At 67.6% G+C, this 16,581-nt stretch carries 16 protein-coding genes; 8 read left to right on the forward strand and 8 right to left on the reverse strand.

What is annotated here, in order from left to right; translation table 11 throughout:
* Positions 1–24: 24 nt before the first annotated feature.
* A complete protein-coding gene (locus ARTB_RS14265; protein WP_243181173.1) occupies positions 25–816 on the reverse strand; it encodes a PspA/IM30 family protein in 792 nt (263 codons plus the stop codon).
* 156 nt (positions 817–972) lie between these two features.
* Positions 973–3,036 (reverse strand): TPM domain-containing protein, encoded by a 2,064-nt coding sequence (locus ARTB_RS14270; protein ID WP_243181174.1) that lies wholly within the window; start codon positions 3,034–3,036, stop codon positions 973–975.
* A 296-nt stretch (positions 3,037–3,332) separates the two neighbouring features.
* Between ARTB_RS14270 and ARTB_RS14275 the strand changes: the two genes are divergently transcribed.
* From ARTB_RS14275 to ARTB_RS14300, 6 genes are all read left to right on the forward strand, one after another.
* Positions 3,333–5,063, forward strand: a complete 1,731-nt coding sequence (locus tag ARTB_RS14275; RefSeq protein WP_243181175.1) for a S1C family serine protease — start codon at positions 3,333–3,335, stop codon at positions 5,061–5,063.
* Between the two features lie 255 nt (positions 5,064–5,318).
* Positions 5,319–6,119, forward strand: coding sequence for an electron transfer flavoprotein subunit beta/FixA family protein (locus ARTB_RS14280; protein ID WP_243181318.1), 801 nt, complete (start codon positions 5,319–5,321; stop codon positions 6,117–6,119).
* Between the two features lie 16 nt (positions 6,120–6,135).
* Positions 6,136–7,086, forward strand: coding sequence for an electron transfer flavoprotein subunit alpha/FixB family protein (locus ARTB_RS14285; RefSeq protein WP_223913937.1), 951 nt, complete (start codon positions 6,136–6,138; stop codon positions 7,084–7,086).
* 4 nt (positions 7,087–7,090) lie between these two features.
* Entirely contained in the window at positions 7,091–7,870 is a 780-nt protein-coding gene (locus ARTB_RS14290) for a PIG-L deacetylase family protein (RefSeq protein WP_243181176.1), read from the forward strand.
* A gap of 75 nt (positions 7,871–7,945) precedes the next feature.
* Positions 7,946–8,476, forward strand: coding sequence for a gluconokinase (locus ARTB_RS14295; protein ID WP_028277966.1), 531 nt, complete (start codon positions 7,946–7,948; stop codon positions 8,474–8,476).
* A gap of 54 nt (positions 8,477–8,530) precedes the next feature.
* On the forward strand, positions 8,531–9,925 hold the full coding sequence (locus tag ARTB_RS14300; RefSeq protein ID WP_028277967.1) for a GntT/GntP/DsdX family permease: 1,395 nt from the start codon (positions 8,531–8,533) through the stop codon (positions 9,923–9,925).
* A gap of 152 nt (positions 9,926–10,077) precedes the next feature.
* Here ARTB_RS14300 and ARTB_RS14305 read toward each other — a convergent pair whose 3' ends face one another.
* From ARTB_RS14305 to ARTB_RS14320, 4 genes are all read right to left on the reverse strand, one after another.
* On the reverse strand, positions 10,078–10,977 hold the full coding sequence (locus ARTB_RS14305) for an anti-sigma factor (protein ID WP_243181177.1): 900 nt from the start codon (positions 10,975–10,977) through the stop codon (positions 10,078–10,080).
* A 10-nt stretch (positions 10,978–10,987) separates the two neighbouring features.
* Positions 10,988–11,593: an ECF RNA polymerase sigma factor SigK gene (gene sigK / locus ARTB_RS14310; protein WP_223913940.1), complete on the reverse strand. Its 606-nt coding sequence runs from the start codon at positions 11,591–11,593 to the stop codon at positions 10,988–10,990.
* Between the two features lie 307 nt (positions 11,594–11,900).
* Positions 11,901–12,368 carry a tRNA (cytidine(34)-2'-O)-methyltransferase gene (locus ARTB_RS14315; RefSeq protein ID WP_243181178.1) on the reverse strand — a complete coding sequence of 156 codons (468 nt, stop codon included), beginning with the start codon at positions 12,366–12,368 and terminating at the stop codon, positions 11,901–11,903.
* Positions 12,369–12,450: 82 nt separating this feature from the next.
* Positions 12,451–13,437, reverse strand: coding sequence for a J domain-containing protein (locus ARTB_RS14320; protein WP_243181179.1), 987 nt, complete (start codon positions 13,435–13,437; stop codon positions 12,451–12,453).
* Between the two features lie 341 nt (positions 13,438–13,778).
* On the opposite strand from ARTB_RS14320, the gene ARTB_RS14325 reads away from it, so the two are divergent.
* A complete protein-coding gene (locus ARTB_RS14325) occupies positions 13,779–14,261 on the forward strand; it encodes a hypothetical protein (RefSeq protein ID WP_243181180.1) in 483 nt (160 codons plus the stop codon).
* 61 nt (positions 14,262–14,322) lie between these two features.
* Here the strand turns inward: ARTB_RS14325 and ARTB_RS14330 are convergent, their stop codons facing one another.
* Entirely contained in the window at positions 14,323–14,751 is a 429-nt protein-coding gene (locus ARTB_RS14330) for a hypothetical protein (RefSeq protein ID WP_243181181.1), read from the reverse strand.
* Between the two features lie 92 nt (positions 14,752–14,843).
* On the opposite strand from ARTB_RS14330, the gene ARTB_RS14335 reads away from it, so the two are divergent.
* A complete protein-coding gene (locus ARTB_RS14335; RefSeq protein ID WP_243181182.1) occupies positions 14,844–15,614 on the forward strand; it encodes a helix-turn-helix transcriptional regulator in 771 nt (256 codons plus the stop codon).
* Here ARTB_RS14335 and ARTB_RS14340 read toward each other — a convergent pair.
* Positions 15,556–16,557 (reverse strand): DMT family transporter, encoded by a 1,002-nt coding sequence (locus ARTB_RS14340; protein WP_243181183.1) that lies wholly within the window; start codon positions 16,555–16,557, stop codon positions 15,556–15,558. The genes ARTB_RS14335 and ARTB_RS14340 overlap by 59 nt on opposite strands.
* Between the last annotated feature and the right edge of the window lie 24 nt (positions 16,558–16,581).

The raw sequence follows: 16,581 nt of genomic DNA on the forward strand, positions 1-16,581 counted from the left end.
CCGCGGAAGCGCCGGACCGGTGCGTCAGAGCTTGTCGAAGTCGGCCTCCTCGACCGTGGAACCGGACTCGGCGCTCTTTTCGCCGGTGCCGATGGCAGCGGGGGAGCCGCCGGACTTCAGCGCTGCCAGCCGGGCTTCGATCTCGGTCTGCTCGCCAAGATCTTCCAGCGAATTGAACTGGGCGTCCAGGCTCGACTCGGCGAGCTCCTGCTGGCCGCGGACCTTGGCTTCCTCGCGGCGGATCTTCTGTTCGAAGCGGCCCACCTCGGAGGTGGGGTCCATAATGTTGATGCTCTTGAGGGCGTCGTGGACCTGGCTCTGGGCCTGCACGGTCTTGGACCGGGCCACCAGCTCATTGCGCTTGCTGGTCAGGTCGTTGAGCTTGCCCTTCATCTGGTCCAGGCCGTGCTTGAGCTTGTCCACCACCTCGGTCTGGGACGCGATGCTCGGCTCCGCGGCCTTGGCCTCGTTCTCGGAACCCATCTGGCGCTGCAGGGCCACCTTGGCCAGGTTGTCGAACTTCTCGGCATCGCCGACGTCACCCTTCGCCCGGTATTCGTCGGCCTTGCGCGAGGCTGCGAGGGCCTTTCTGCCCCAGTCCTGGGCGTTGCGGACGTCCTCGTTGTAGTCGTCCTGGAGCATCCGCAGGTTGCCGATGGTCTGGGCCACGGCGGACTCCGCCTCCGCGATGTTGTTCGTGTAGTCACGGACCATCTGGTCCAGCATTTTCTGCGGATCTTCGGCCTGGTCCAGCAGCGAATTGATGTTTGCCTTCGCCAGCTGCGCCATGCGGCCGAAAATGGACTGCTTAACCATGGTGTTACCTTTCGTCCTGCTCCGTTGTCTCACTGATTCCAGTGATCGATGATGTATCGCATCTATCCGCTGTCCGGGTCCTTGCGGCCGGCGCGTGGTCTGTAAAGTTTCCTGCTGCTGCTTCCCACTTTGTCCCCTGCGGGGGTGGCGAACAGGCTAGAAACTGCCGGAGTCCCCGCCGCCGAAGTCTCCGCCGCCGCCAAAGTCGCCGCCGCCCCAGCCGCCGCCGGAGTCATCCCCGCCTCCGCCGCCCCAGCCGCCTCCGCCGCCGCCCCAGCCTCCGCCGCCTCCGCCGTGGAGGATCGAATTGATGAGGATTCCGCCGAGGATCGCGCCGCCGAGGCCGCCCCCGCCGCTGCCGCCGAACATGCCGCCCCGGCCGTAGCCTTGGCCCTGGTTGGCGTAGCCGCCGAATTGGTCGACGTCGGACTGGGCCAGCTGCGCGGCCTGTGCCGCCAGCGCGTAGGCCTGCTGTGCGTACTGCAAGGCCGTGACGGGGTCGGTGCGGGAAATGGAGAGCGCATAGTCCAGGTTCCGCTGGGCTTCCGCCAGGCGTGTGCGCGCATCGGTGCCTACGCCGCCGCGGCGGGCGGTGATGTAGTCCGACGTCGCGCTGATCTGGGCCTGGGCCGACATGATGCTCTGCTGCAGTGAGGCTTGGGCCCGGCGCGCCTGGTCCTGCTGGTCGCGGATTCCGGCCAGGGACTGGTCGAGTGCCTGGTGGGCCGTGACGACCCGTTCCAGCGTCGCGATCGGATCAATCTTGCCGCCCTGGATTTCCGTTTTGACCTGGGCGAGCGCGGCTTCCGCCGCAGCCACGGGGCCGGCAAGTTCCGGATGGGCGCCGGACTGGATCATCGCCTTCGCCTGGGCCAGGTCCTGCGCGGTATCGACGACGGCGGCTTCCAGGCTGTTGCGTGCCTCGTCGAGGCTGCCGGCCACCTTGGTGATGGCGCCGATCAGCACGTTCGTCTGGTGCAGGCTTTCCTCGGCGGCGCGGACGGCGACCGCGGCGAGGCTGCTTTCACCCGCGGCGAGCTTTTCCTGCGCCGCCGTGGAGGCATTCTGCACGAAGTCGAGACGTTCCTTGGCCTGTTTGATGTTGTCCGCGACCTGGACCAGGGCGCTCTCGGCGTACTTGGCCCGCAGATCGGTCAGCGACTGTTCGGCGGCGGCAAGCTTTGCCTGGGCGTCCGCGGCGCCGGCGCCGACGGCGGCGAGGGCCTGCGGGGCGTTCTTTTCCAGCTCCCGGAGGGAGTCGAAATCGGCTTTCTGTTCCTGCAGCGATGCCAGCGCGGCTTCGGAGCGGCCGATGATTTCAACGAGCCAGCTCCGTTGCTGCTCCTCGGTGTCGGGAATGTGGTCGTCAAGTTGCTGCTGCAGCTTGAACGATTCCGTCATGTGGCCCTTGGCCTCCTGCAAAGCCTTGGTGAAATTGCCCACCGCGGCGTCCCCGTATTGGGCCTGGGCGAATCCCAGCTCCTGCTCGCTGGACTTGATGGCGTCATCGGCCTCGATCAGCAGCGAATCGCTCTTCCGGCGCAGCTCGGCCACGCTGAGCCCTGCCAGCGGGTCCGGCTGCCCGCCCTGGGCCCCGGCTGACGCCCCCGAACTTTGCAGGGCCTTCTTCCGGCGGCTGCGCAGGTACAGGTACGTTCCCGCACCGCCCACGGCCACGACGCCGACTCCGACGAGGACGGCGCTGCCCGCCCCGGCGCCGGAGGGCACCGTTCCGCTGCCGCCGCCGGCCGCGTCGCCCACCGCAGCGGCCGTATCAATGGCGGCCTGGGCGAAGTCGCGCTTTCCGCCGGCCAGGTTCGGCACGATGGCGTTCTGGACGATGCTGTCGGTCTTGGGATAGATCGCGCTGGCCCTGGCAGGGGAGAAGTAGTACTTGCCGTCGTCGGACATGGTCAGGATGACGTCGGCCTTGCCCATACCCTTGTTGGTCGCGACGGCCTGGGCCCACCCCGCGGGGTCGGCAGGATTCTCGAACGTCTTTGCCGTGATGACGTAGAGGTTGTACTTGTGGTCCTTGAGGAGCTTCTGGATGGCGTCCTGGACTTCGGCCTTGCGGCTGCCGAGCACGTTCGCGCTGTCCACGATGTTCTGCCCGGACGGAATGGCCACCGGATCTTCGGCCAGGGCCGGAGCGGCGGGGAGCGCCAGCAATCCAGCGACGCCAAAGACGGCGAGGAAACGATTCAACTTAGACCGCATGTGCAACCCTTCAGCACTTCTGGGACCGGTTCGGTCGAACCAGCCGTCACAGAAAGCAGCAGCGCCCCCACGCAGATGTAAAGCCGCAGGTCGCTGTGGCATTTCCATTTGATTCTATGGTGCACCCAAAAGGCAGTCCACCTAGGGGAATATGCCACCAGCGAAACGGGCTTAAACTGGGAAACACGGGCCCGCAGGCCGCAAACTGTCCGTTCAGGAACCTCCCAGCAAATGTCCGCTCTAGTGTCAGCCTGAGCGTTCATAGTTATAGGCAGACGAGGACGAAAGGAAGTCTCATGACTGAGAACCCAGTGCCGGGTGTGTCACCGGAGCCGACACAACAGAACCAGGAACCGGCGGGAGTGCGGGAGGGCTCGCCGGAGCAGCCGCATGCCGGCCGCGCGCCTGAGGCGGCACCGGGAAATCCGGCATCCGAAAGCACGACGTCCGAAACCTCAGCAGTCGGAAGCCCGGCGCCCGAGAGCCCGACCCTCCGGCTGGACCGCGCCGAGGACGGCGCACCGCGTCCGGTGTACCAGCAGCACCAGCCCTCCGCCGCGGATACCCAGCAGATCGGCGCCCCGGCCCAGCAGACCGGCCCGTACGGCGGGTTCTCCCAGGCCGGCCAGGGCCAGCCCGCCCAGCCCGGCCACCCGCCCTATGGCCAGTCCCAGCAAACCCCGTACGGCCAGTCGCAGCAAACCCAGTACGGCCAGTCCCACTACGGCGCCAACCCTTACGGCGGCCAGCCGCAGCCGGGCCCGTCCTACCCTTCCGGCCCCGGCTTTGCGAACGACCCGGCGCACGCCCCCAAGCGCAAGGCGGCATTCGGCGTCCCCACCCTCGTGGCCAGCATCGTGGCCGCCGGCCTGATCGGCGGCGGCGTGGTGGCCGGCAGCAACGCACTGCTGGGCGACCGCCTTTCCCCGTCCGCCGCGAGCAACACGAGCCAGGCCGGTCCGGTGATCGTCAACAACAGGGAAGATGTCAACGCCATCAGCGCCGCCGCCCTCAAGGCTTCCCCCAGTGTGGTGACCATCAAAGCGACCAGCGGCAGCGACGGCGGCACCGGCAGCGGGATCATCCTCGACACCCAGGGCCATGTGCTGACCAACACCCACGTGGTGACGCTCGACGGCAAGGCCGCGAACGCCACCATGGAGGTTCGGACGAGCGACGGCAAGGTCTACTCCGCGAAGATCGTCGGTACCGACCCGCTTTCCGACCTCGCCGTGATCAAGATCGACAACCCCTCGGGACTGGTCCCGGCAACTCTCGGTGACTCGGGCAAGCTGAACGTCGGTGACACTGCCGTCGCCATTGGATCGCCGCTGGGACTCACCGGCACAGTCACCGACGGCATCGTCTCAACCCTGAACCGGACCATCAGCGTGGCATCCTCGGCTGCGCCGAAGGGCGGTGCGGACAACTCCCAGGGCGGTGACCAGGGCTTCCAGTTCGCGCCCCCCGGCGGCGGCGAGACTCCGAGCACCGCGGATCAGGGATCCATCTCGATCAACGTCATCCAGACGGACGCGGCCATCAACCCGGGTAACTCCGGCGGCGCGCTGGTGAACACCAAGGGCGAAATCATCGGCGTCAACGTCGCGATCGCCTCCGCCGGCGGCGACGCGGCCAGCGGAAGCAGCAGCGGCAACATCGGCGTGGGCTTCAGCATCCCCATCAACAACGCCAAGCGCGTGGCCCAGGAGATCATCAGCGCCGGCAAAGCCACCCACGGGCAGTTCGGCGTCAGCGTGAAGCCCAAGGCCGCAGGCTCGTCCTCCTCCGGGTTCTCGGTGGGCGCGGAGGTCGCGACCGTCGAGTCCGGCTCGGCCGCAGACAAGGCCGGCATCAAGGTCGGCGACGTCGTGACGAAGTTCCAGAACCTGACCATCAGCGATCCCAACCAGCTCACCGCGGCGGTGCGGGAACAGGCCGCCGGGGCCACGGTCAAGGTGACGGTGCTGCGCGGCGGCCAGCTCAAGGACGTCGACGTGACGCTCGGGGCCGCAGCCGAGCAGTAGAGCTGGGCGAAAGCAAACAGCGCAGCTGTAAATCAAGGCAGCAGCAAACAGGCCGGGCGGCACCGCAAAGGTGCGGCCCGGCCTTTGCCGTCCCGGGCCAGTTCACTGACACAGACCTTAACCCTGGCCGCGCTGCCCGGCGGCTATATGGTTAGCTAGGAACAGCCCGGCTGCCGGGCATTCCGTGGCCATGACCCCGTCAGGGGCGGCTGTCCACCCGCATGGAAGGCTGCTGTAGACACAGTGGAAGAAACTCTGAAAATCATTGTGCTGGTCAAGCACGTCCCGGATGCGCAGTTCGACCGCCACCTCACAGGTGAGGCCAACACGGTGGACCGCTCCGAAAGCATCCTGTCCGAACTGGATGAATACGCACTGGAAGCTGCGCTGCAGCTGACCGAGGCCCGCGGCGGAGAGGCGGCCGGCAACAAGGTCATTGCGCTGAGCATGGGTCCGGCCGGGGCAGTAAATGCGGTGAAGAAGTCCCTCCAGATCGGCGCCACGGAAGGCGTGCACCTCAGCGATGAGGCCCTGGCCGGTTCGGATGCCGCGGCCACGTCGCTGGCGCTGTCCGCCGCGATCCGCCACCTGGGCGCGGACGTCCCCGCGGACCTCATCCTCACCGGGATGGCCTCCACGGACGGCGAGACCTCGCTGGTCCCGGCACAGCTCGCCGAGCGGCTGGGCCTCCCACAGGTAACCTTCGCCGCGTCCCTGGAGCTCGACGCCGGCAAGCTCACCGCCCGCCGCGACGGCGACACCCACGCGGACACCATCGAGGCCACACTGCCGGCCGTCGTTTCCGTCACCGACCAGATCAATGATCCGCGGTACCCGAACTTCAAGGGCATCATGGCGGCGAAGAAGAAAACCATCACCACCTTGAGCCTTGCCGACATCGGCGTGGACGCGGCCCAGGTGGGCCAGTCCGGTTCCTGGACCGCCGTCGAGACCGCAGAGGCCCGGCCGCCGCGGACGGCCGGCACCATCATCACCGACGAAGGCGACGCCGGCATCCAGCTGGTCGAGTTCCTGGCCGCCCAGAAGCTGCTCTAAAGGGGATTATCCGAACATGGCAAAAGTACTCGTTTTCATCGACAACCCCGGTGCGGCGCTGAAGAAGTCGAGCCTGGAACTGCTCACCATCGCCCGGTCCCTGGGCGAGACTGTCGCCGCCGTCAACGGCGAACTGCACGACGACGCCGCCTCGACCCTGGCCGCGTACGGCGCCCAGGCACTGTACCGCCCGTCCGCCACGGACCTCGACGACTACCTCGTCGGACCCAAGGCGGCGTTCCTGGCCGCGGCCGCGGCCGCCGCCGGTGCGGGCGTGGTCCTGGCCGAGAACTCGGCCGAGGGCAAGGAAATTGCCGCCCGGCTCGGCATCAGGCTCGGCGCCGGCGTCATCACCGACGTCGTGGCCGTGGACCCCGACGGAACGGCGCACAAGTCGGTCCTGGCCGGGTCCTACACCAGCGCCGCGAAGGCGGTGACACCCGTTTCCGTGCTGACCGTGAAGCCCAACAGCATCACGCCCGAGCCCGCGGTCACCGGCACGGCGCCGGAGAGCATCACTGTCCAGGTCCCTGACGTGACCGCGGCTGCCGCCCGGGTTACGGCGCGCACCGATAAGCCTGCCAGCGGACGCCCCGATCTGTCCGAGGCGCGGATCGTCGTGGCCGGCGGCCGTGGCGTGGACGGCAACTTTGGTCCCCTGGAGGAACTCGCCGACGCCCTCGGCGCGGCCATCGGAGCCTCGCGGGCTGCCACGGACGCCGGCTGGATCGGCCACGACGCGCAGATCGGCCAGACAGGCAAGACCGTCGCCCCGCAGCTCTACATCTCCGCGGGCATTTCCGGCGCCATCCAGCAGAAGGCAGGCATGCAGACCGCGAAGGTGATCGTGGCCGTGAACAAGGACGCCGAATCGCCGGTTTTCGAGATCGCGGACTTCGGCATTGTAGGCGACCTCTTCCAGGTCCTGCCGCAGGCCACCGCCGAAATCAAGAAGCGCAGAGGCTGACCGCATGAGCACCACCGCCGTCCCGGCACAAAGCCCGTTCGACCCGGAGACCACCCGGATTGAACGGGTGCTTTGTTTCACGGCCCACCCGGACGACATCGATTTCGGCGCAGCCGGCACGGTTGCAGCCTGGACCGCCGCCGGAGTTCAGGTCAGCTACTGCATCATGACCGACGGCGACGCCGGCGGCTTTGATCCGGAGCAGCGCGAGGAAATTGTGCGGCTGCGGGTCGCGGAGCAGCAGCGCGCCGCCGCCCTGGTCGGCGTCACGGACATCCATTACCTGCACCAGCGTGACGGCTACCTCGGACCCTCGCATGAGGTGATGCGCGAGGTGGTGCGCCTGATCCGGCAGCTCCGGCCCGACGTCGTGCTCTCCATGCATCCGGAGCGCAACTGGAACCGGATCCAGAAGAGCCATCCGGATCATCTGGCCGTGGGTGAGGCGGTGACCCGTGCCGTGTACCCCGCGCTGGAAAACCCGTTCGCGTACCCGGAACTGGCCGAATCCGGGCTGGAGGCCTACAAATTGCCCTGGCTGTGGCTCTTCGCCGGGCCGGAAGAGCGCGAAAACCACTTCGTGGACGTCACCGGGCATGTGGAGAGCAAGCTGGCCGCCATCCACATCCACGTCAGCCAGCATCCCGACGTCGACGCCATGGAGCGCACGGTCCGCGGCCTCATGCTCGGCACCGGGGCCCGCGCCGGACTTCCCGCCGGCCGCAGCGCCGAGGCCTTCCATGTCGTAACAGTCAACGGCCAGGGGACCATCGCCGGTTTCTAGTGTTGCTGCAGCACAACCTCTGCCATATGCTGGCCTCTGTTTAAATCATATTTATTTGACGGAAGGCAGACTTTGATGGCGAAGACTGCGCAACACCCCGTTCTTGTGATCATGGGCGTCTCCGGATCCGGCAAATCAACTGTCGCGGGACTTCTGGCCGGCAGGCTGGGCTGGGACCTCGCCGAAGGCGACGACCTGCACCCCGAATCAAACGTGGCAAAGATGCACGCAGGACAGCCGCTGACCGACGAGGACCGGTGGCCCTGGCTCGAAAGCATTGCCGACTGGATCCGGGCCCACACCGGCGCCGGGAATCCCGGCGTCGTGACCTGTTCGGCGCTGAAGAAGCGCTACCGGGACGTCCTGCGCGGCGAAGGGGTGGTTTTCGTGTTCCTCGAGGGATCACGGGACAAGATCTCCGACCGGCTGGCCTCCCGCCACGGGCACTTCATGCCCCCGGCCCTGCTGGAGTCCCAGTTCGACGCGCTCGAAGCCCCCACGGCAGACGAAAACTTCATCTCCCTGTCCGTCTCCGCAACGCCGGCGGAAGAAGCACAGGAAATCATCACCCGACTTAATCTCGACGCCGCCGACGCCAGGCCCTGAGCCTTCCCGCGTTTCGCCGCGACCAAGGAATTTTTTGTGAAATCACTGATAGCAATGCAGCTTCCGGCTGCCGTTGAGGCCGGGACCGGCGTCAATACCCAACTACTGATCATCGCGGGTCTGGGCATCGCCCTGCTCGTGGTCCTGATCGCCAAATTCAAGTTCCACCCCTTCCTGGCCCTGATTCTGGGGTCAGGATTCGTCGGCCTCGCCGCCGGTGTGGAACCGGCCAAGGTGATCATCAACTTCGAGGACGGCGTGGGCGGCGTCCTGAAGGAAGTCGGTCTGCTGGTCGCCCTCGGCGCGATGCTGGGCAAGCTGCTCGCGGACTCCGGCGGCGCCAACCGAGTGGTCGACACCCTCCTGGCAAAGGCCACCGGAAACAAGCTGGTCTGGTCCATCACGCTCGTAGCCGTGATCATCGGCCTGCCGATGTTCTTCGAGATCGGGCTCGTCCTGCTGCTGCCGGTGATCGTCCTGGTCACGCAGCGCTCCAAGATGCCCCTGATGCGCATCGCCATCCCGGCGCTGGCCGGCCTGTCCGTGCTGCACGGGCTGGTGCCGCCGCACCCGGGACCGCTGATCGCAATCAGCGCCGTCAAGGCTGAACTGGGCACCACCCTGGCCCTCGGCATCCTCATCGCCGTCCCCACGGTGATTATCTGCGGCCCGCTCTTCTCCCGTTTGGCGGCCCGGTGGGTCCCGGTGGGTGCCCCCGCCGTCGCCGGCGGCGTCGACACCGTGCACGGCGCGGACATGGAGGGCGTCAAGCGCCCGCCGAACTTCACCGTCACGCTGATGACCATCCTCTTCCCGGTGGTCCTCATGCTGCTCAGGGCAGTTGTGGACATCATCTGGCCGGACCCCAAGACGGCCCCCGCGATCCGGATGTTCTTCGACTTCGTCGGGCAGCCGCTGGTGGCGATGACCCTGGCCGTCCTGCTGGCCATGGTGACCTTCGGCTACGCCGTGGGCCTCAACGGCGCCAAGATTACGAGCAAGATCGCTGCCAGCCTGGGCCCGATCGCGGGGATCATCCTGATTGTCGGCGCAGGCGGCGGCTTCAAGCAGACGCTGATTGGTGCCGGCGTGGGAGACTCCGTGAAGGCCTGGGCCGAGGGGACCAACATGTCCGTGCTGGTGCTCGGCTTCATCGTGGCCGTTGCCCTGCGCCTGGCGACAGGCTCGGCCACCGTCGCCACCGTGACGGCCGCCGGCATCGTGGCACCGCTGGCCAGTTCGCTGTCGCCGACGCACGCCGCCCTCCTGGCCCTCGCGATCGGGGCGGGCTCGCTGTTCTTCTCGCACGTGAACGACGCCGGGTTCTGGCTGGTCAAGGAGCTGTTCGGACTCACGGTGGGCCAGACCTTCAAGACCTGGTCCGTCATGGAAACGCTGATCTCCGTGGTGAGCTTCGGCCTGGTCATGCTGCTCTCGCTGGTCATTTAGCCGGGCGGGAAGCCGGCCCGGCGGGACGTCCGCCGGTCGGTCCGTCCGCCGGTCACAACACAAAGCCGCCCGGGCCTTGAGTCCTTCTACGGAAGGAGCCAAGGCCCGGGCGGCTTTGCGCGTGCGGGTGGCCTGCTGTGTCCTGCGGGTGGCTAGGCGTCCAGCGGTGCGGCGGCGACGGTCGGCAGGGTAGGTGACGCGGATCCGCCTTCGGGCTCCACGGTGATGCCCAGCGCGGCCGCGGAACCGATGCCCTTGACCACCGCGGGCTTGGACAGGGCTTCAGCGTCCATGAGGCCCTGCGAGACCGGGGCCGAGCCGTCCTTGGGGATCAGCCACATCTGGTAGACCTTGCCCACGGGCGGGGCCGGGACGCCGTTCATTTTGACGACGGCGGCATCCTTGGACGGGGAAATCGACACGGTGGCGGTGCCGCCGCCGTTGACGTCGACGGTGGCCTGGCGGACGTCGCTGGCCTGCATTACCTGATTTAGGGGATCGTTCTGGTTGGCCACGTAGGCTCCGACGCCCACACCGCCCAGGGCGATCACGGCTGCTGCGGCGACGCCAATAAGCCAGTTCCGCATGCCCTGCGGCCGCCGGCGCTCTTCCCTGCGCTGGCGGGCCGCGCCGAGTTCGTCGGTGGCGGGCAGCGCGGAGCCGTCGCGTACCGGATGCGGCAGCACCGGCGTCGCCTGCGGACCCGTGCCGGGAAGCGGCACTGCGGCGGGGGACTGCGCTGCGGCCTGCGCTGCGGCCTGCGCAGGCAAGGATGACATGATCCGGTCCAGCAGCCCGGGCGGAGGCTCTTCCTCTGCGGTGAAGCTGGTGGCCAGGGTCTCCCGGGCCTGCCGGACCCGCTCGTTGAAGGCAGCCCTGTCTGCTGCCGGTGCGGAGGCGAGGAACTGCTCGATTGAGGCACGTTCGGCGTCGTCCACGGCGTTGAGGGCATAGACCTCGGCAAGGTCCACCACGCGGCCGGACGACAGGTCGGTGGCGATCTCGGCGGTGAAGCCGCCGGGGAGGCGGTTGTTGTTCTCATGTGCGTTCATATCGGTCAATTCAGCTCACCCCCAAGCAGGTCTTCAGTCGGATGAGTCCATCGCGGATGCGGGACTTGATGGTAGGTACCGCGGCATTCAGCCGCTCGGCCACTTCCCGGTAGGTGAGGCCGCCGTAGTACGCCAGCCGGACGGACTCCTGCTGCGTATCGGTCAGCGTCTCCATGCACCGGACCACGGCCTCGGCCTCGAGCCGGCTGCCGACTTCGTCCGAGACGGAATCGTGGTCGATCTCCTGGCTGCTGGCACCGTATCTGGCTTCGCGGTCGGTGGCGGACTGCGAGGACCGTACCTTGTCAACGGCGCGCCGGTGCGAGATCGTCATGAGCCAGGCGAGCGGACTGCCGGCGGCGGGATTGAATTTGGCGGCGTTCTGCCACACCTGGAGGAAGACTTCCTGGGTGGTGTCCTCACTGAGTTCGGTATCGATCAGGACCCGGCGTGCCATGCCGAAGACGCGCCTGGAGGTGAGGCTGTAAAATTCCGCGAACGCCGTCTGGTCGCCCTGGGCAATCAGTGCCAGCAGGCTGCTGAGCCGGCCGTTGATGTCGGCTGAGGTGTCCGCCGGTGCGGCGGCCTCGGGGTTCGGGGCATTCGGAGTTTCCATCACTCCCAAGCATAGGGCGCTTGCAGCCCAACGCGGGCCAATCGGTGCGGCATGCGGCGAGGGGCCGGCCCCTGCTAAGCGGACAGAGGATCTGTCCAGATGTACTGTTTTCACCTGCCGCTCCTCGCTCCCTTCCGTTTCTCCGCACAATGCCCGGTAGACACAATGTGAGTGGGCGGATTGGTGTCCGCCTTCAGAAGTGATTCGGTGCGGCCCGGCACCTGGATGGGCGCGCTGCGCGGGAATTCTTTCCCGCGGGCCGCCCAGGTGGCCAACGCACGTCCTGGCGGGCCTGCGCGGCGGACCGCTACAACTCGGCCCCGGCGAACCCGTTCTGGCGCCACGCCTCGTAGACGGCGATGGATGCCGCGTTGGCCAGGTTCAGTGACCGGAGGGCTGGGAGCATCGGCAGGCGCAACCGGGACGTCACCCGGGGACTGTTTTTGACTTCCTCGGGCAGGCCTACGGATTCAGGCCCAAACAGGAGGACGTCGCCGGCACGGTAGCGGATGTCTGTGTACGTGGTCTCGCCGTCGGAGGTAAAGGCAAATACCCGTTCCGGCTCGAGAGCGGCCCACGCCGCGTCGATGTCCGGGTGGACGGTCACGACGGCGAGGTCGTGGTAGTCAAGGCCCGCCCGCCGGAGTTTGGCGTCGGAAAAGTCAAAGCCCAGGGGCTCCACCAGATGCAGTTCGGCCCCCGTGATGGCAGCCAGCCTGATGGCGTTTCCCGTATTGCCGGGGATTTCTGGGGTGTGGAAGAGGATGCGGAACACCGTCCCATCCTAGCGAGCCGCCGGCGTCGAACGCGCCTCGGGCCTTCCGTCCCCGGGGCGCAGGGGAGCGCCCGGGCGGAATCTAGTGCATTCCGCGCAGCAGGCGGGCCAGTACGGGAACGTTGACGGTGTTGGGCGCCGGTCCCGAGCCGAGGAACAACTTCAGGCCGCGGGCCAGGCCCGCGGCGTTGACCACCTCGACAAGGCCCGAGCCTTCCCCGTACCCGCTTCCCTGGCCGCCGGGGGCGCGGCGGTGCCGGTCGATGACCGGTTGATGCAGATTGCCGTCCGTGCTGTGGACGACAATCCAGCCGGTGACATTGAGCTCGGGAAATATGTCCTGCATCCGGCGCACGATGTGGCCCAGCTGAGGCGGGGCGACGGAGCGTCCGCCGTGGGTCAACGTGCTGCCGTTCCATGCATAGGCACCCGGCGGCAGGAGCATGGATCCGACGATCGCTAGACGGTACCCGGCAAGGACCGCGTGGTCGATGTGGCTGTTGTCCGCCGGGGACTGCAGCCCGTTGACAAGGCGCGCCGCCGGGATGGTGGTCAGGATCTGCCTGCTGATCAGCTGCACGGTGCGCATCTCGCGTTGGATCCGGGCTTCGGCGCCGAAGATGCCGCGCTTGCGGGGCATACCGTGGACCTGCTGCCGGGCCACGCTGGCGGGAATCAGCGGCACCGCCGACCCACCGTCAAACTGCTCGAACGGGGGAACGTAGACGGGTGGATCTGCGGCCGTATTCCGCGGCGTGTTCGGCCGGCGCACGTTGGCGGAGGCCCGGCTGCCCGCGGCGGGCGCGTCGAAGTGGGCGCCCTCATCGCCGGCGGGAGACGAATACACGCCGCCGGATGCACTGCCGTAGGAGCGGTCGTAGTCCGCGCGGCGCTTGGTGTCGATGAGGGTCTCGTAGGCGAGCGTGACGCGCCTAAACGCTGCAGGGTCGCCGCCGTGGTCCGGGTGGGCGGTCCGGGCGGCCTTGCGGTACGCGACTTTGATGTCTTTCTCCGTCGCCGTCACGGGGATCCCGAGGACCTGGTAATGCGAGCTGCTGCCCTGCGTCAAACAGAGATCCTTTTCGTTGATGGTACCGGCGGTGGGAATGCCGGACCGTTCGTGGGCGTCCGGCGTGCCCAGTTTAACCGGCTGGAGGAATAACGAGTGCGTACACAGGGATGGTTCCCGCCGGCTGGCATAATTCAGCGCATGCTGATCGCCGTCGCCGTCGCCGTCAACCCGCGCGCATCCTTTGGCCGGGCGCGGCACGCCGGCAAGGACGCGGCGGCGTACTTCCGCGCAGCCGGGGTGCAGGTGCAGGTCCCGGCGCCCGCCGTCGGGTTCCGCTGGGCATCATTCCCGCCGGGACGATTGACGCCGGCAGGATCACCGCCGGAGGATCCTCCCGCTTGTTTGCGGGCGTGGTCTCGGCCGGGTTCGATGCCGCCGTCAATGAGCGGGCCAATGGCTGGCGCTGGCCGAGCGGCAAGATCCGCTACCAGCTCCCCATGCTTCGGGAACTGGCGTCGTTCTGGGCCATCGATTACACGGTGACGGCCGACGGCGAGCAGTGGCAGCAGGGCGCCATGCTGATTTCCGTCGCCAACGGCCAGTCGATCGGCGGCGGGATGAGGATCGTCCCGGGAGCCGCCCTTGATGACGGCTACCTGGACCTCTTCATTGTCAACCGGCTGTCCCGGACCCGGCTGCTGGCCGTGTTCCCGAAGGTCTTTGCCGGCAAGCACGTGGGCCACCCCGCTGTGCGGCTTCGCCGGGTCCGCACCGTGGAACTGTCCGCCGGCAATATCGTGGCCTACGCCGACGGCGAGCGGATCGGGGCGCTCCCGATGACCATTGAAGTCGTTCCGCGGGCCGTCTGCGTTCTGGCGTAGTGGCGTGGCCTGGCGTCTTCGCCCAGTTGCCGGGACCAGCTGCCGGGACCCGCCGTCTGGCCTAGCTGCCTGGCGTAGCGGCCGGCACGGCCCTGCGCGGGGACAGCCTGTTCAGTGCCAGGGCACCCACGAGCAGCCCGAAGTCACGCAGAGCGACATCGTAGAAGCCGCCGAGGATGATCAGGTTGATGATGATGCCCAGCAGCCAGGCGGCCACGAGCGCCGATCCGAAGCGCGGACGCAGCGCCACCGCCACGCCGGCGACGATTTCCACCACGCCAACGATGTACATGATCGTCTGGGCCGGCAGCGGGACCACCTGGGTCACCACGGGCGCCAGATACATCGTCCAGTCGGTCAAGAGGTTTGTGAACTTGTCCAGGCCGAACAGGATCGGCGCAACGGTAAAGACGGTCCGCAGCAGCAGGAAGGCCTGACGGTCCGCCGTGAGCTGCTGTGCGGGAGTGGCGGGGGCTGGGGAAACTTTCATGGCATCGCTCCTTCTAAAAGTGGATATCTCGATTTTAGAGGGCCCCACGGGGATTAAGCAATGATTCTTGTTTTTAGAGATATTCTTGTGTCATGACCAAGCTTCCGTGGAACCACAGGCTGGCGGCGGTCGCGTCGCTGGGAGACGAGAGCCGCAGGAGGCTGTTTGATTTCGTCGCCTCAGCGGCAGATGCCGTTGGCCGGGACGATGCCGCGCAGGCTGTGGGCCTGGCGCGGAGCACTGCCTCGTTCCATCTGGACCGGCTCGTGAAAGACGGGCTGCTGGCCGTGGAGTTCCGCAAGCTCGGAGGGCGGGAGGGGCCGGGGTCCGGCCGGCCCGCCAAGCTGTACCGGGCCGCCGTGGATGAGGTCGCGGCCTCGGTGCCCGACCGCCACTATGATCTCGCCGCCGAGCTGCTGGTGTCCGCGATCGAGGACGCAACCAGCGGCGGCGGTTCGCCGCGGGAGGCCCTTCTTCGGGCTGCCCGCGCCAGGGGGCAGTCAGCGGGTGAGTCGGCAGCCCGCGCAGCCGGCCGCGAGCCGGCGGGGGCCACCGGGGCGGGGCCTGCGGACTCCGCCGGCAGCCCCGATGGCGCCGGCCCGTTCGCGGACTTCCTGGCGGGGCAGGGCTACTGCCCGGCGGACGACGGCGGCGGGGGACTGGTGCTGCTGAACTGCCCGTTCCATCGCCTCGCCGCCGGGCACGCAGACGTGGTGTGTGCCATGAACGGAGCTTTTCTCGGCGGGGCCTCAATGGCCCTGGGGATCGAACCGGGCCGGATCGAAGCGCTCGCCATTGAAGATCTCAGGGAGCACGGCGGCGCGCGGCCCGGGCAGTGCTGTGCCCGTATTCTTCCATCGTGACCGGGCTGCCTGAGTGACCCTGCCTGCCTGAAGCGGCGGCGGCCGGTCCGGTTTGGGCCCTGCCGCTGGGGTGGCCGGCGTTGCGGGCCTGGCCCTTGATTCCGGTCAGCAGCACGCCGGCGATCACCAGGAGGCCGCCCAGGATCTGCACGAGGGTGAGCGGGGTCCCGAGCAGCACGGTGATGATCGCGGTGAAGACCACCATCAGGTTGAGGTAGTTTCCGGCGGTCCCGGACGGGGTGGTTTTCAGCGCCAGATTCCAGAGGAGATAGGAACCAAGGGACGGGAACAGGGCGATATACGCCATCGACCAGCCTTCGGCCGCGGTGTCGGGAAAACGCACGTTCATGGCGAGTGCAAACGGCGCCAGCGTCACGGTTGCGATCACCACCTGCACCGCTGTGGCCGCGATGGGCGGCACGGCCAGCCGGCGGGCAACGATGGTGTAGAAGCCCCAGACGATGATCGCGCCGATCATCATGAGCTCACCGGTGTTGATGGCGAGGCTGACCACGCGGGCCAGCTCGCCCTGGGTCAGGACCAGCAGCACACCCAGCAGGCCCAGGCAGATGCCGAGCCAGCCCAGCCGTGTGGTCTTCTCACCGAGCAGGACGATCGCCATGACCACAATGAGGGCCGGGTTTGCGGCCGTCACCAGCGAGGCGTTCATCGCGGACGTGAATCCGAGCGCGCCGTAGAGCAGCAGCGTGTAGCCGCTCATGCCCAGGACACTCAGCAGCAGAAGCACGGGCCAGCGGCGCAGCACCGCACCCCAGTCGGGCCGTTCGATGAGGTGGGCCAGGACCAGCAGCGGCACGGCGGCCAGGCTCCAGCGCCAGAAGGTCAGGTCCAACGGGGTCATGGAGGCTCTGGCGGCCTGTCCGACGACGAAATTGCCGGACCAGAACAAGGTGGCCAGCACAAGGCAGAGGGGCGCTTTCACCGCTTGAATGTACACCAGCCCCGT

This window comes from Arthrobacter humicola (assembly GCF_022803015.1).
Lineage (GTDB): Bacteria > Actinomycetota > Actinomycetes > Actinomycetales > Micrococcaceae > Arthrobacter > Arthrobacter humicola_A.

What these genes read in the sequence shown, in the direction of transcription:
- ARTB_RS14265 (WP_243181173.1), bottom strand. Translation starts at nt 816, where the DNA reads ATGGTTAAGCAGTCCATTTTCGGCCGCATGGCGCAGCTGGCGAAGGCA.
- ARTB_RS14270 (WP_243181174.1), bottom strand. Translation starts at nt 3,036, where the DNA reads ATGCGGTCTAAGTTGAATCGTTTCCTCGCCGTCTTTGGCGTCGCTGGA.
- ARTB_RS14275 (WP_243181175.1), top strand. Translation starts at nt 3,333, where the DNA reads ATGACTGAGAACCCAGTGCCGGGTGTGTCACCGGAGCCGACACAACAG.
- ARTB_RS14285 (WP_223913937.1), top strand. Translation starts at nt 6,136, where the DNA reads ATGGCAAAAGTACTCGTTTTCATCGACAACCCCGGTGCGGCGCTGAAG.
- ARTB_RS14290 (WP_243181176.1), top strand. Translation starts at nt 7,091, where the DNA reads ATGAGCACCACCGCCGTCCCGGCACAAAGCCCGTTCGACCCGGAGACC.
- ARTB_RS14295 (WP_028277966.1), top strand. Translation starts at nt 7,946, where the DNA reads ATGGCGAAGACTGCGCAACACCCCGTTCTTGTGATCATGGGCGTCTCC.
- ARTB_RS14300 (WP_028277967.1), top strand. Translation starts at nt 8,531, where the DNA reads ATGCAGCTTCCGGCTGCCGTTGAGGCCGGGACCGGCGTCAATACCCAA.
- ARTB_RS14305 (WP_243181177.1), bottom strand. Translation starts at nt 10,977, where the DNA reads ATGAACGCACATGAGAACAACAACCGCCTCCCCGGCGGCTTCACCGCC.
- sigK (WP_223913940.1), bottom strand. Translation starts at nt 11,593, where the DNA reads ATGGAAACTCCGAATGCCCCGAACCCCGAGGCCGCCGCACCGGCGGAC.
- ARTB_RS14330 (WP_243181181.1), bottom strand. Translation starts at nt 14,751, where the DNA reads ATGAAAGTTTCCCCAGCCCCCGCCACTCCCGCACAGCAGCTCACGGCG.
- ARTB_RS14335 (WP_243181182.1), top strand. Translation starts at nt 14,844, where the DNA reads ATGACCAAGCTTCCGTGGAACCACAGGCTGGCGGCGGTCGCGTCGCTG.